General features: G+C 35.4%; 10 protein-coding genes. 9 read left to right on the top strand and 1 reads right to left on the bottom strand.

The annotated features are described in order from the left end of the window. Positions 1-84 precede the first annotated feature (84 nt). From LQE94_RS09245 to LQE94_RS09205, 9 genes are all read left to right on the top strand, one after another. Complete coding sequence (locus tag LQE94_RS09245; protein WP_240577517.1) at positions 85-1011, top strand: dipeptidase; 927 nt, start codon at positions 85-87, stop codon at positions 1009-1011. A 53-nt stretch (positions 1012-1064) separates the two neighbouring features. Further along, complete coding sequence (locus LQE94_RS09240; protein ID WP_117989507.1) at positions 1065-2417, top strand: MATE family efflux transporter; 1353 nt, start codon at positions 1065-1067, stop codon at positions 2415-2417. A 57-nt stretch (positions 2418-2474) separates the two neighbouring features. Then, positions 2475-3521, top strand: coding sequence for an AraC family transcriptional regulator (locus tag LQE94_RS09235; RefSeq protein WP_240577516.1), 1047 nt, complete (start codon positions 2475-2477; stop codon positions 3519-3521). A 170-nt stretch (positions 3522-3691) separates the two neighbouring features. Then, entirely contained in the window at positions 3692-6343 is a 2652-nt protein-coding gene (locus LQE94_RS09230) for a glycosyl hydrolase (RefSeq protein WP_240577515.1), read from the top strand. Positions 6344-6462: 119 nt separating this feature from the next. Continuing rightward, positions 6463-8859 carry a GH39 family glycosyl hydrolase gene (locus LQE94_RS09225; RefSeq protein WP_240577514.1) on the top strand — a complete coding sequence of 799 codons (2397 nt, stop codon included), beginning with the start codon at positions 6463-6465 and terminating at the stop codon, positions 8857-8859. Between the two features lie 239 nt (positions 8860-9098). Continuing rightward, complete coding sequence (locus tag LQE94_RS09220) at positions 9099-10478, top strand: MFS transporter (protein ID WP_022074794.1); 1380 nt, start codon at positions 9099-9101, stop codon at positions 10476-10478. Positions 10479-10710: 232 nt separating this feature from the next. Continuing rightward, on the top strand, positions 10711-11568 hold the full coding sequence (locus LQE94_RS09215) for a HipA domain-containing protein (RefSeq protein WP_240577513.1): 858 nt from the start codon (positions 10711-10713) through the stop codon (positions 11566-11568). Between the two features lie 11 nt (positions 11569-11579). Continuing rightward, positions 11580-12494: a recombinase family protein gene (locus LQE94_RS09210; protein WP_118687723.1), complete on the top strand. Its 915-nt coding sequence runs from the start codon at positions 11580-11582 to the stop codon at positions 12492-12494. After that, positions 12487-13062, top strand: a complete 576-nt coding sequence (locus tag LQE94_RS09205; protein WP_240577512.1) for a GNAT family N-acetyltransferase — start codon at positions 12487-12489, stop codon at positions 13060-13062. The genes LQE94_RS09210 and LQE94_RS09205 overlap by 8 nt, the downstream gene beginning before the upstream one ends. Positions 13063-13098: 36 nt before the next feature. On the opposite strand, the gene LQE94_RS09200 is transcribed toward LQE94_RS09205, so the two are convergent. After that, positions 13099-13905 carry an AraC family transcriptional regulator gene (locus tag LQE94_RS09200; RefSeq protein ID WP_240577511.1) on the bottom strand — a complete coding sequence of 269 codons (807 nt, stop codon included), beginning with the start codon at positions 13903-13905 and terminating at the stop codon, positions 13099-13101. Positions 13906-13942: the final 37 nt, after the last annotated feature.

Here is a 13942-nt window from a genome sequence, read left to right as displayed (position 1 = left end):
AGTCATCAAAAAAGAAATGTGAGAAAATGAGGCAGGCATCAGGATGTGTCTGCCTTTTTCATATATTAGAATGGAGAGTATAAGATGAAATATTTTGATTGTCATGCAGATACATTGACACAGGTTATCAAAGAAGGAGAAAGTCTGGAAAAAAATACTTGCGATATAGATTTACAGCGTATAGAAAAATTTGCAGATACGTACACGCAGATTTTTGCAATCTGGAAGAATAGAAAAGAGATTTTGCCCGGAACGGAAAGCAGTGTTTTTCGTAAGAGCTATGAGAAAGCAATAGAATTATTGCAAAAAGCAGAAAATAAAATTCGGTTGTGCACATCGGCAAAGGAAATGGAAGATGCGCACCAGAATGGAAAAGCTGCCGCATTTTTATCAGTTGAAGATGTATCGATCATGGGGAAAGACATAGAACGGATTCGTGAACTTGGTTTCTTATTTGTTCTATTATCATGGAATTATGAAAATGAATATGCCTGCGGTGCGGCTATGAATCAGGAACAAGGATTGACGGATAGAGGACGGGATATCGTAAAATTTTTGCTACAACAAGGAATTGTTCTGGATATTTCACATTTATCAGATAGAGGGGTAGAAGATTTATTCCAGATGACGGACAAACCAATTATAGCATCGCATTCTAATGTACGAGCATTGTGTAATCATCCGAGAAATCTAAAGAAAGAACAGATTCAGGAATTGATTCGAAGAAAGGGATTAATCGGAATGAATTACTATCGGAATTTTGTCGGTGGAACAGAAGATGTCGAAGCGATTATAAGACATATGGATGCTGTGCTGAATCTGGGTGGCGAAGATGTACTTGTGTTAGGCGGAGATTTTGACGGATGCAGCGGAGAATTCCCGGATGGTATACAAGGGGTGCAGTCGATGCCTGTTTTGAGAAAGGCAATGTTGGAACATGGATTTGGAGAGAAACTGACCGAGAAAGTGTTTTTTGAAAATGCGAGGGCGTTTATTGGCAGGAATCTGTGATTGGAATAGTGTAAAAAGAGATATAAAGAACAAAAAGGAATGAAGGGATAATTTTGAATCAGCAAAAAGGTTTTTATAAAAATTTTTTCAACATATATGTGGCACTGGTATTACAGAATATCATTACAATCAGCGTCAATCTGGCGGACAACGTAATGCTTGGAGCATACAGTGAAACCGCATTATCAGGGGCGGCAGCAGTAAATCAGATACAATTTGTTTATCAGCAGCTCTTATTAGCTTTGGGAGATGGTTTGGTTATTTTCTGTAGTCAGTATTGGGGGAAGAAGCAGACCGGACCGATGAAGAAGATTGCAGCTATAGCGATGTATGCAGCAATTTTTATTGCAGTTGTATTGTTTGGGCTGGTGAGTTTCTTCCCATATCAGGCAGTTGGTATATTTACAACAGATGGACCGATTATTGAAGCAGGAGTGAGTTATTTAAACGTAATTCGATTTACATATTTGTTTTTTGCAATTACGCAGATACTGCTGGCAACAATGAGAAGTGTCGAGACAGTGAAGATAGCATTTCAGTTATCTGTGATGACATTCTTTGTAAATTGCGGAATCAACTATGTATTGATTTTCGGGCATTTTGGGGCACCGGAGCTTGGAATTGTCGGAGCAGCAATCGGTACTTTGACTGCACGAATTATGGAAATCATTGTACTAATTTTCTATATCAAGAAGAAAGATAAGAAATTACAGATAAGATTATCGGATTATTTTTCACTGGATAAGCAGTTAGCAAAAGACTATACGAAAATTACCGCTCCAATGGTATTTACACAAGGATTGTGGGGAGTGAATACTGCCTTACAGACAGCAATTCTCGGTCATATGACGGCGACAGCAATCGCAGCAAACAGTGCTGCATCGACCTTGTTCTTGTTGATGAAGTCCACAGCGGTCGGAGCGGCATCAACGGCATCAATTATTATAGGAAAAGCAATCGGAGTGGGAGACATTGAACAGGTAAAAAGCTATGCGAAAAGATTACAGAGATTGTTTATTGTCATTGGTGTATGTTCCGGAATTGCGTTATTCTTCCTTCGAGTTCCATTCTTGTCCCTGTATGATTTGAAGCAGGAGACAATGATGATGACAAATACATTTCTAATTATATTAAGCGTTGTTTATGTAGGAATGTCTTACCAGATGCCAACTAATAATGGAATCATTAGAGGCGGTGGCAATACGATGTTTGTTGTTAAAATGGATTTGATCAGCATATGGGGAATTGTTATTCCATTATCTCTTTTCATGGCTTTTGTTGTAAAGGCATCACCGGCGGTTGTTGTATGCTGTTTGAATGCAGATCAGATTTTCAAATGTGTCCCGGCATTTTTAGAATCTCATTATGGAAATTGGATTCGAAAACTGACAAGGGATGATGCATAGAGGAAGAAGAAAAAGGAAATATGAAGGAAGGTAAACATAATTGCAGGAGATAAACAGATGGATTTCAAAGAATTAACAGAGCAGGAAAAATTTTTAAAAAAATTATACCAAGGTCAGTATAGAGAAATATTATCAGTTCCGATGCAATATGCAACCTATCAGAAACTTATGAAAGAGCATCCTCAATTGCAGATAGAGGAAGATCTGTATACGAAATATTCAAAGGATCATCATGGGATTACAGTTGTGGATGTGGAGAAAACAACAGAAAACGCTGAAATCAATATGGTTAGACATAGTCGCTATTCCTATCCGATATTGCATAATCATTCCTTTGTAGAGATTGCGTATGTATATAGTGGAAAATGTACGCATTATGTGGAAAACCAGGCATTTGAAATGAAGGAAGGAGATTTATGTATTCTTGCACCAGAATCGATGCATACGATTACGGCACTTGATGACGAAAGCATTGTGCTGAATATTTTGATGAGTAAGAAACAATTGGATGAATCTTTCTTGGCAATGGTTAAAGAAAAACATTTGCTTGCGGATTTTTTTGAAAATATATTATATGGAAAAAGCGTCAGTCCATATATTATTTTTCCGACAGGACAGGATGAATGGATTAAACTGGTATACGAGCATATGTTTCAGGAAATAACAGAGAAAAGGTATGCGTACAGACAAAGTTTGGAGCTTTATGTGCGACAGCTATTCATTCATATTATCCGAAATTATGAAATGCTTGCACAGGTTTCAAAGCCACTTGATAGAAAGCCAGATGAAAATGTTGTTGCAGTATTAGGATATATTTCTGTGAATTATAATAAAGTGACATTGAAAAATGTTGCAGAATTTTTTAATTATAGTGAGTCTTATATGAGCAGGATGCTGAAAAAGTATACAGGTAAGACTTTTGGGGTACTTGTAAATTCATTGCAAATGAAATGTGCAGCAGAGATGTTGAGCACAACGGATAAATCATTATCAGAAATTAGTCAGGAAGTCGGCTGTTTTGATTACAGTCATTTTAGTAAGAAATTTAAAAAAGAATATGATATGACACCGAATATGTATCGTAGAAATCACAGGTTAATATAGAAACATAGATTTAGACGCAAATGTACATGAATTAACGTGAATATACACTGAAAAGGTCATAAATTTACATTGGAAAGGGAAAATATATACATTTTTTTCGAAATAGATTCAAGTATAATTCATCCTAGATAAAGACGTAAACAAAGTTAAAAATCAGGAGGTTTAAGTATATGAGTAATCGAGTAGAAGAAAATCATATTTTCCCTTTTTTGTGGATGCGTGGTGAAGATGAGAGTATTCTGAAAACAGAGATTGAGAAAATTCATGAGTGTGGGATTAAAGCAATTTGCGTGGAAGCGCGTCCACATGATGAATTTTGCAAAGAAGGCTGGTGGCATGATATGGATATCGTCATTGCCGAAGCAAAAAAATATAAAATGCAAATATGGATTCTGGACGATAAACATTTTCCGACAGGATATGCAAATGGCTTGATAGCAGAGAAATATCCAGAGCGTAAAAAAACATATATCACAACAACTGTTGCAGATGTATTTGGAAGTGGCGGATATCAGACATTGGATGTAAGTAGAATGCTCCGTCCGACAATTGGATACTGGGAAATCGGAAATCCGGTAGATATGGAAGAACGGGCAAATAATAAAATTCTTGCAGTTGTTGCAATCCGATGTGCTAATGGGCATTTATTCCATGAAGAGACGATTGATTTGACAGATAAAGTGGAAGGCAATTATGTAAATTTCGAATTGCCAAAAGGACAGTGGCGCGTGCATGTCATTTATAAAACAAAAACAGATGGCGGAAATGATACTTATATCAATGTGATCGACAGAGAATCTGCAAGCACACAGATAGAGGCAGTATATGAGCCACATTATAAACAATATAAAGAGGAATTTGGCAAGACAATCGCAGGGTTCTTTTCAGATGAACCACAGTTTGGAAATATCAAAGAAGTCTGCTTTGATGCAAAACTAGGAAAGCCAAAGATGCCATTGCCATGGAGTGATGAACTACAGCAGATGCTGGAAGAAAAATATGGTACGAAGTATGTAAACTATCTTCCATATTTATTTGAAGAGACAGAAGAAAAAGAGAAACAATTGCAGATTCGCTTTGATTATATGGATTTTGTCTCAAAATTATATCAGAAAAACTTTAGTGAACAGTTAGGTAATTGGTGCAAAGCACATGGAGTAGAATATATCGGACATGTTGTTGAGGATAATGGAACACACAGCAGACTGGGTATGGGAGCTGCACATTATTTCCGGGCAATGGCAGGGCAGGATATGGCAGGTATTGATGTGATTGGAGGTCAGATTATTTACGGGGCACCGACACAGACTCGTAAACAAATGACAGATATTGATGGGGAATTTTTCCACTACGCATTGGGAAAACTGGGAGCTTCATGTGGTCAATTGGACCCAAAGAAAAAAGGAAGAACAATGTGTGAGCTGTTCGGAGCATACGGATGGAAATTCGGCGTCCGTGATATGAAATATTTACTGGATCATCTGTTGGTAAAAGGTATCAATTATCTGGTTCCACATGCATTTTCAATGGCAGAATACCCGGATATTGATTGTCCGCCTCATTTCTATGCAAGAGGAAATAACCCACAGTTTCCTTATTTTGCAGAATTAATGAAATATGGAGACAGAATGTGTAAATTGTTAAGTAATGGTTTACATGTAGCATCCGTTGCAGTTTTGTACGATGGTGAAGCTGACTGGGCTGGAAATCATATGCCGATGCAGAAGGTATGCAGAGAACTCATAGAGCATCAGATAGATTTCAATATTGTGAGCAGAGATATGTTAACAAATCTCAAAGCCTACAATGGAAAAGTGGAAGACAATGTATTATATATAAATGGAATCCGCTTTGAAGCATTGGTCGTTCCTTATACGGAGCAAATTGCGGCAGATTTTGTGGAGTTTGTAAAAGAAAATCCAGAATTTCCAGTTATATTTACAGATAAACTGCCGGAAAGAACAGTAAATGGAGATAATCTTTCTGTACTTTCAGCTTGCAAAGTAATTGCACTTTCCGATATTTCAACAGCATTAAAAAATAAGGGTATATATGATATTATTGTAGATACAGAGTTTAAAGATTTGAGCTTTTACCATTATATAAAGGATGGAAAAAATTTATTTGTATTTTTAAATGAATCCGCTGAGGACAAATTTGCAGGAAATGTAATGCTTTCGGCAACAAAAGATGTTATATATTATGATGTCTGGAATCAAGAATATCAAAAAATTAAAAATGTTCCGGCAATTCTAAAAAATGAAAATGCAGTACAGATTTCATTGGAATTAGAACCGGGAGAAATAGCAGTATTTATTGAAAATAAAGATGAAGAAACAGGAATAGAACACAAGTCATTTGCAAAGCAGAGAAATAGTTGCGAGAAACAGATTGGACTGACATCATGGAAAGTAAGCAAGGTAAGAGCAATTGACTATCCAGATTTCGGGGAAACAATCCAGATGGAAACGCTGGAGCCGGTTTCATTTAAAGAACCGACATTTTCAGGAATCATTCGTTATGAATCCGAGGCAGAACTAGAAGAAATGCCGACCGAAGCTTATCTGTACGCAGAACATGTTTATGAAGTGATGAAGGTTATTGTAAATGAAAATGAAGTAGGAAAATGCATCCGTCCGCCGTATCAGATGAATATAACAAACTATCTGAAAACAGGTATAAACAAGATTGTGATCGAGGTTGCAACAACACCGGCAAGAGAGCAGCTAAATGGTATGAGACCGCCATTTGACTTTAGTCATGAAACACTGGAGCCGACAGGAATGTACGGAAATGTAAAGATTTTTTTGAGTAAAAAATAGCTTTTCAAAATTAAAAAAAATAGTATAATAGAAGATAAGAAATTTACATACAAACAGCAGACAGAAGATTGTCTGCTGTTTGTATGTTTCCAAGACATATTAGAGAGAGGGTACGTAAGGTGAAATATGAGAATATTGTCAGATGCTGTTTTTCAACTAAACGAGAACAGGTTATGCATTTTCATCAGGATATAGAAATTATTTACGTATTGGATGGTTCGCTTCAAATTAATTATGAGGAAGAATCTCATCATTTGAATGCAGAAGACTTTATACTGATTAATTCAAAAGTGCGTCATGAATATGTTTCAGAAGATGAAGTATTGTTCGGAAGTCTGTTTATTGATTATACGATGCTGACAGAAATATTTGGTGGCGAGCAGCCGTTTTTCTGGTGTAATTCTGCAGAGGAAAAGTCAGAAAGCTATGAAAAAATGAGATATTATATCCGCCAGATTTTTAATTTATATCAGGCGACAGAAGGACAGGCAATTGCATTAAAGAATAGTATTTATTACCAGTTGATTTATCTGATTACATCGGATTTTATTGTGAAAAAAGGAATGAAGCAATACGATTCGCTGCGTGGAATACAAGATGAGCGTATGAATGAGATTATGAGTTTTATCATGACAAATTACAGAGAACCGATTACATTGCAGGAGCTGTCAGAACGATTATATTTGTCGAATGCATATCTTTCTAAATACATAAAGAAAAACTTCGGGATGAGCTTTTTGAAATTGCTGAATAATATTCGGTTGGACCATGCAGTAAGTGAGCTGTTATATTCAGATAAAACAATATTGAAAGTTGCGATGGATAATGGATTTTCTAATCTGGCATCATTTAATCAAGTGTTTAAAGAAAGTTATCAGATCACACCTGCTGAGTATCGCACACAAATGCAGAAAAAAACAGAGGCTTCAGAAAATACAGAAAATAACATGGCAGTGCTGGAGAAAGTAGAGCAATATCTGGCCTCTAATCTGGTCAGTACTTCTGAGGCGGCAGATTCTGTTGTATCAGTACTGGAAGTAGATACAAAGAAGAAAGAAAAAACAAAGAAATATTGGAAACGTATGATAAATATCGGACCGGCAGAGAATCTGCTGCGATATGATGTTAGAACGCAGGTACAATATATAAAAGAGAACCTTGGATTTGAATATATGAGATTTTGGCAGGTTTTTTCAGAAAAAATGATGATCCACATTGCTGAAAAGAATACCAAATATAACTTCGCATTGTTGGATCAGGTGATAGATTTTCTTGTTGGGCTGGATATCAAACTGCATATAGAATTAGGATTTAAAAATCATACAATTTTTGAAAAAATAGAAGCCTCTCTTCTTAATAAGCATGATGAAAATAATATTGCTATGATTGAAAATAATAAAAGTTTTCTGGAAGAATTGATCCGACATTGGACAAGACGTTATGGTATGGAAGTGGTGGAAAGCTGGTATATTGAGATAGAGAAAAATTCTGTAGTTCAAGAAAATGTAGATGCAGAGGAATACTTTAAAGTATTTGATATCATAGCTGGAATATTTAAAAATTATGCACCGAACATTAAAGTGGGGGGTGCAGGATTTAGCTTAAATATGATGGGAGAGGAATTTTGTCAATTACTTTCTGAGTGGAAAAAGAAAAAGCATCAACCTGATTTTATTTCGCTCTATTCGTATCCGTATTTGAGAGATGCAGAGATTCTGGATGCAGGAAGAAATGCATATTCTTCAGATACCAGTTATTTGTACCATCAAATTCAACAAGCGAAAACAGATTTGAGACGAGTTGGTATGGATGAAACAGAGCTGTTAGTAACAGAATGGAGTTCTACATTATCAAACCGAAATTGTATGAATGATGGAATTTATAAGAGTGCATACATAATGAAAAACTTGATTGAAAATTATGGTGAAGTAAAAGCACTGGGGTATTGGGTTGCAACAGATATTTTTTCAGAGAGTATTGATTCAGACGAGTTTCTGTTTGGCGGATGTGGTCTGATAAGTAGAAATGGCATCTGTAAACCGGCATATTATGCGTTTGATTTTATGAATCATTTAGAGCACTATATTTTAGGAAAAAATAAAAATGCTATTATTTCTTATAAAGAAAATGGTTTGTTCTTCATATGTTGTCATAATTATAAGCATTTAAATTTCCGATACTACTCAAGAAATGAAAACGAGATAGAATTGGAAAATCAACAGCGATATTATTCAGATAATGAAAGTATGCAGATGAGTTTTAAAATTGATAATGTAAATAATGGAATATACACTATCAAAACATTTTCAATCAGTCAGATAAATGGAAATGTTCAGAATGAATGGAAAGAATTAGATTATTTCAATGAGTTATCTTTAAAGGAAGTGGATTATCTGAAAAAGTGGTGTCAGCCGAAGTTGACAATTCGTAAAGTAGAAGCAGTAAATCATACACTCATAGTAGAAACGCGTATTGCAGCGCAGGAGATACAAGGAATTGTAGTAGGAGAGTTGTAATGTAGAGAGCTATTTTAAGCATGAATAGATGCTTGAAGTAGCTCTCTTATTATAAAAGATAAAAGGACAAAAATCTGATACCAAAATTTGTTGTTTATAAACCTGATGTAAAATTTTCTTAAAAAAGAACAATTCTATATAAGGATATTGAAATTTTTTACATAGTTGTAAATGCCTTTAAAATGATAATATTTCTTCATCAAGGAAATAGGTCAATGACTGAAAGAGGAGGATGAAAAATGGGTAATAATGCAAAAGAAAAAACAAGCCCAAAACTGGCATTCTGTTATAGTTTAGGAGAAGTCGGTTGCCAGATGAGCTGGTACATGATCAACAACTATCTGATGTTATTCTACACAGATGTTGTAGGTCTTGCTGCCGGAGCAATTTCAATGATCATGTTGATCGCACGTATTTGGGATGCTATCAACGACCCAATGATGGGAAACATCGCAGACAGAACACATACAAAATGGGGTAAATTCAGACCATATTTGTATATGGCACCACCTGTTCTTGCAATTTTTAACATTTTAACATTTACAGCATTCCCAGTGCAGGGAACAGCTAAAGTAATCTTATGTCTGCTCACTTACGTTGGTGCAGGTATGGCATACACAGCATGTTCTATCTCATATCAGGCATTACAGAATGTAATCGCTATTGATTCACAGGTTCGTATGAATCTTGCTACAGCAAGAGGAATTGGTTCTTCTGTAATTGGAATTATCCTTTCAGCATGTGCAATGCCAATGATTCTTCACTTTAGTGGAGCTGAGGTAGCAAATGCTCATGGATATTTTGTTACAACAGTAATCTTATCACTGATCATGATTCCTGTATTCTGGATCTGTGGAGCCGGATGTAAAGAAACATATGCAGAGCAGTTGCATGCAAATGCTCAGGAAGAGAAACTTGGTTTTATTGGAAGTTTGAAAGAAATCGTAAAGAATGACCAGTTATTGATGGTAGTTCTTGCAACAATTTTGGGTACAATTTGTGTATCTGGTCGTATGGGACTGCTTACATACTATATCATTTATGTAGTTGGTGATTATACTGTTATCGCAACAGTATTTACAACAATGACAGTTGCTCAGTTAATTGGTAACTTCTTTATTCCATGGGGAACAAAGACATTTACGAAAAAATGGTATCTGATTATTTTGAATATTATCATGTGTATTGGATTCTTGCTGATGTTTATTAATCCAACAGATAATAAACCATATTTACTTGGTGTATCATTCATCTGCGGACTTTGTAACTCATCATCATCAGTTTGTTTCGGTCTTGTATCAGACTCTATCGAATATGGAGACTGGAAGCTCGGTCGTCGTCAGGAAGGTATTGCAGCTTCTATGTTAAGCTTTGGTGTAAAACTTTCTACAGCTATCAGTGGTTCTGCCGGAGTACTTCTTCTTGCAGCAGCAGGATATGTAGCAGGTGCAGAGCAGACAGCAGCAGCTAAACAGGGAATCAATATTGTAGTAAACATGGTTCCATTTGTAATCGGACTGTTATCTTGTGTACCATTGCTCTTCTATAAACTTTCACCTAAGAAAGTTGCAGAAATCAGAGCTGATCTGGATGCAGGAAAACGTGCATGTGATAAATAAGAAAAACTGACCTTGATAAAAATTGAATAAAATCTTGTGAAAAGGCGGATGTACTAGATTGGAGAAAATCTGGTATGTCCGTTTTTTGACTTAAATATTTTAAATAAAAAATTATTAAATAATTAGAAATTTAAAACAAGAACCGGATAGTATCAATATAAAATCATACTCTATTGACACACGATACATTGAATGTTATATTATATGAAATAAATGTGTAGGATGTGATAAAATGGATTATTCAAAATATAAACCAAGTGGGCGATACTATACAGGGGCAGAGCGGAAAAAAGGAATTTTAATTCAAGGAGAACCATATATAGTAAAATATGCGAAGAACTCACATCAGGGAATCACATATAGTCATATATCAGAATATATTGGTTCTCATTTATTCCAGATGGTAGGACTGGAAACACAGCAGACTTTTCTTGGAACTTGTGATGGGAATCCAGCAGTTATAATAAAAGATTTTATTGGTGAAGATGAAATATTTGTTCCGTTCAATGATGTCGGGGATAGTACATTAGAGCAAAGTCGTGAACGATATAAATACACATATGATGATATTATGCGGATGTTGGAAGAGAATATGAAATTAACAGATGTAGAAGGGACAATACAACATTTTTGGAATATGTATTTAATTGATGCATGGATTGGAAATTTTGACAGACATGGTTCAAATTGGGGATTTTTGAAAAAGGATAATCGGTATCGGATAGCTCCGATATATGATAATGGATCAGCACTATTCCCGCGCTTGAATACAGATATAAAGTTGCAGAGAATACTAGATTCGGAAGAAGAAATGTTAAAGAGAGTCTATACATTTCCTACGTCACAGATTTTATTACAAGGGAAAAAGAGTTCATATTATGAATTGATTGATAGTTTACAATATAAAGAATGTAACGATGCTTTGATACGAATGAAACCAAAGATTGATTTAGAAAAGATGGAAAAAATAATAGATGGAGTAGAGGAAATATCAATGGTTCGCAAGACATTTTATAAAAGTATGTTGCATTTAAGATACGAAGTGATGATAAAAGAACCATATCGAAAATTAATCGGAAAAGTCATGTGAGGTGAGACGGAATGAAAACATATGTGAGGACGGATTGGGTTGCAAGAAATGAATATACAAAGCCAATTTTAGATACACCGATTTATCGCAATAGTGGAATTATTAAGGCGGTAACAAAAGAAAATGAAAAAATACAAGTTGGTAAAATCACATATGAACAATTTGAAAATGAAGAATTTCAATATATTATCAGTCCATTTTGGCCAATTATTGATACTCTTTCTACAAAAGTATTTCAGGGAATACCGGGAATTGATATGAGTTTGAGATTGGAGCATTATTATCGAGTGAATTATGTGCCTGTTTTTATTACAGAGAGAACACCTGGACCTTCCAGAGAAGATTTGTGGGAGTTGTTGGAAAGTGTTGGATTGGATTATTATGATAGATTGGAATGGCTCATTCGTACGGATTTGCGTGCGGCAATAGATAATTTAATTGTAGAACGTGCAAGAGATGACATGAGAACACAAGAAATCCAAAATTCTACAATACTGCGACAAGCGTTGGAAGATGGACAGTATGGAGATGAATTTATTATAGAAAGCATTGCAACATTGGGAACAAATTCAAAAGAATGTGTGAAAAGACTGAATCGTATGATGCACTATGGTATTCAATTGACTTCAAAAAAAGAAAAATTACATTTGTGTGTGGAAGATTATCAGGCATGGATGCCAATTTTTGAGCATTTATGTGAAATGGATGAAAGTCAGAGAAAGAAACAACAGCAGAAAGGAATTCAGCAGGCGAAGAAGCTGGGTATTTATAAAGGCAGAAAACGAAAGGAAGTTGATGAACAGTTTCTGAAAGAGCAGATTAGGCGCTTTCAAAAAAAAGAAATTTCCTTGGAAGAAGCATTACAAGCAGTAGGAATGTCAAAGTCTACGTTATATAGAAGAATGAGGGAGATGGAAAATGATTAGAATTGCGACAGAAAATGATGCAGAAGAACTTTTGAATATCTACGCACCTTATGTAGAAAAAACAGCAATAACATTTGAATACGAAGTTCCATCGGTGGAAGAATTTAGAATACGAATACGAAATATTCTAAAAAAATATCCATACATTGTAGAGGAAAAAGAGGGAGAAATTTTAGGATATGCATATGCAGGTGTATTTAAAAACCGTGCCGCATACGACTGGGCAGTTGAAACTACGATATATGTACGTGAAGATCAGAGAAAGAGTGGTGTTGGCAGAGCTTTATATGAAGGATTGGAAAACATTCTTAAAATGCAAAACATTCTTAATTTAAATGCCTGTATTGCGTATACAGCAGTAGAAGATGAACATCTTACGAATAATAGTGTGCAGTTTCATGACCATATGGGATATCGTCTGGTTGGAAGGTTTCAACAATGCGGTAACAAATTTGGGCGATGGTATGATATGGTGTGGATGGAAAAACACATAGGTGAACACAAAGAAAATCCGGAAAAAATCAAGCCATTTACAGAGATAAGAGAAGGACTAAAAAATAACAAATAACAAAAAGATAATCTGTTAGAGGAAGAAAAATGATTATCATCGAAAATTGTCGGGTGTACATCCGGCAATTTTTTTAAATACTTTTCCAAAATAGCTTGGACTCTCAAAACCACACATATGTGCAATTTCAGCAACATGTTTTTCAGGATATTGAATTAGAAATATACGTGCACGACTAATACGAACAGTTTGTAAATACTGCATAATTGTCTGGTGCATTGTATGTTTAAAGAGATTGCACATATATTCTTTGGATAAATTTACATAGTCTGCCAGTTCGTTCAGAGAAATATCGCAGGCATATTTTTCCTCCATATAATCAATCAGTTTACGAACCAGTTCATTTTCATAAGTGGCAGTTGTATTGTGAATCTGTCGAATACAAGGTGACAGATCTAAAAGCATACTGTAACAGGCTTTGGATAACTCAGTTTCTTTTTCGGTGATATCACGTTGCGAAAGATAGAGCAAATTTTCAATATGAGTAGGAAAGATATCTGAATTAGAAAAGTGATACACGCCGCTCTCTAACATATGTAATGTCTGTAATATTTCGGTACATGCATTTCCACCAAATCCAATAAGATGAACGGTCCAGTCGGAGGTAAGTCCTTTATAAGAGTGGGAAATGTGAGGATAAATCAATAATCCCTGTCCTTTGGAAATGATAGAGCGTTGCCCGTTGATGATAAATTCTCCTTGCCCTTTTACGCAGTAGAACCACTGAAAGACAGGAAACCCATGTGGTCGTTGTACTGGTTCCTGAAGGTGATTGACACCGAGAAGGTTAGGTAGAAGCGGGAGAAAGTTGTATTTATTAGAGTAGTGGAGATTGTAAAGCATAATTATAAATCCTTTGTTTGTTGAGTAGTCTGTTTTT

Origin of the sequence: Mediterraneibacter sp. NSJ-151 (genome assembly GCF_022487435.1) — a bacterium.
In the GTDB taxonomy this organism is placed as follows: domain Bacteria; phylum Bacillota; class Clostridia; order Lachnospirales; family Lachnospiraceae; genus Schaedlerella; species Schaedlerella hominis.
Note: the sequence above shows the minus strand (reverse complement) of the source record. Positions and strands in the feature narration are given on the sequence as shown.

Bases quoted from the DNA above. Each gene is read 5' to 3' on its own strand.
- LQE94_RS09215 (WP_240577513.1), top strand. From the start codon at position 10,711: ATGGATTATTCAAAATATAAACCAAGTGGGCGATACTATACAGGGGCA.
- LQE94_RS09245 (WP_240577517.1), top strand. From the start codon at position 85: ATGAAATATTTTGATTGTCATGCAGATACATTGACACAGGTTATCAAA.
- LQE94_RS09200 (WP_240577511.1), bottom strand. From the start codon at position 13,905: ATGCTTTACAATCTCCACTACTCTAATAAATACAACTTTCTCCCGCTT.
- LQE94_RS09210 (WP_118687723.1), top strand. From the start codon at position 11,580: ATGAAAACATATGTGAGGACGGATTGGGTTGCAAGAAATGAATATACA.
- LQE94_RS09235 (WP_240577516.1), top strand. From the start codon at position 2,475: ATGGATTTCAAAGAATTAACAGAGCAGGAAAAATTTTTAAAAAAATTA.
- LQE94_RS09230 (WP_240577515.1), top strand. From the start codon at position 3,692: ATGAGTAATCGAGTAGAAGAAAATCATATTTTCCCTTTTTTGTGGATG.
- LQE94_RS09220 (WP_022074794.1), top strand. From the start codon at position 9,099: ATGGGTAATAATGCAAAAGAAAAAACAAGCCCAAAACTGGCATTCTGT.
- LQE94_RS09205 (WP_240577512.1), top strand. From the start codon at position 12,487: ATGATTAGAATTGCGACAGAAAATGATGCAGAAGAACTTTTGAATATC.